The organism is Rahnella sp. BCC 1045, assembly GCF_019049615.1.
GTDB lineage: Bacteria > Pseudomonadota > Gammaproteobacteria > Enterobacterales > Enterobacteriaceae > Rahnella > Rahnella contaminans.
Window position 1 is genome coordinate 1 of the sequence record NZ_JAFMOZ010000046.1, and the last position, 1419, is coordinate 1419.

Below are 1419 nucleotides of genomic sequence, written 5' to 3' on the forward strand. Positions count from 1 at the left end.
TAACCCTGAGGCGTGATAACGAGCCACTACGGTGGTGAAGTAGCTGATGCCATGCTTCCAGGAAAAGCCTCTAAGCTCCAGGTAACACGAAATCGTACCCCAAACCGACACAGGTGGTCAGGTAGAGAATACTCAGGCGCTTGAGAGAACTCGGGTGAAGGAACTAGGCAAAATGGTGCCGTAACTTCGGGAGAAGGCACGCTGGCGCGTAGGTGAAGGGACTTGCTCCCGGAGCTGAAGCCAGTCGAAGATACCAGCTGGCTGCAACTGTTTAATAAAAACACAGCACTGTGCAAACACGAAAGTGGACGTATACGGTGTGACGCCTGCCCGGTGCCGGAAGGTTAATTGATGGGGTTATCCGCAAGGAGAAGCTCTTGATCGAAGCCCCGGTAAACGGCGGCCGTAACTATAACGGTCCTAAGGTAGCGAAATTCCTTGTCGGGTAAGTTCCGACCTGCACGAATGGCGTAATGATGGCCAGGCTGTCTCCACCCGAGACTCAGTGAAATTGAACTCGCTGTGAAGATGCAGTGTACCCGCGGCAAGACGGAAAGACCCCGTGAACCTTTACTATAGCTTGACACTGAACATTGAGCCTTGATGTGTAGGATAGGTGGGAGGCTTTGAAGCGTGGACGCCAGTCTGCGTGGAGCCAACCTTGAAATACCACCCTTTAATGTTTGATGTTCTAACTCGGCCCCGTGATCCGGGGTGAGGACAGTGTCTGGTGGGTAGTTTGACTGGGGCGGTCTCCTCCTAAAGAGTAACGGAGGAGCACGAAGGTTAGCTAATCACGGTCGGACATCGTGAGGTTAGTGCAATGGCATAAGCTAGCTTGACTGCGAGAGTGACGGCTCGAGCAGGTACGAAAGTAGGTCATAGTGATCCGGTGGTTCTGAATGGAAGGGCCATCGCTCAACGGATAAAAGGTACTCCGGGGATAACAGGCTGATACCGCCCAAGAGTTCATATCGACGGCGGTGTTTGGCACCTCGATGTCGGCTCATCACATCCTGGGGCTGAAGTAGGTCCCAAGGGTACGGCTGTTCGCCGTTTAAAGTGGTACGCGAGCTGGGTTTAGAACGTCGTGAGACAGTTCGGTCCCTATCTGCCGTGGGCGTTGGAAGATTGAGAGGGGCTGCTCCTAGTACGAGAGGACCGGAGTGGACGCATCACTGGTGTTCGGGTTGTCATGCCAATGGCATTGCCCGGTAGCTAAATGCGGAAAAGATAAGCGCTGAAAGCATCTAAGCGCGAAACTTGCCTCGAGATGAGTCTTCCCTGTGGCTTTAAGCCACCTGAAGGGACGTTTAAGACTAAGACGTTGATAGGCTGGGTGTGTAAGTGCAGCGATGCATTGAGCTAACCAGTACTAATGACCCGAGAGGCTTAACCTTACAACACCAAAGGTGTTTT

1 rRNA gene is annotated in these 1419 nt (G+C 52.9%); it reads left to right on the forward strand.

The window, feature by feature from the left end:
- Positions 1 to 1400: ribosomal RNA gene (locus J1782_RS00280) — 23S ribosomal RNA — on the forward strand; the annotation flags it as partial.
- Positions 1401 to 1419 lie beyond the last annotated feature (19 nt).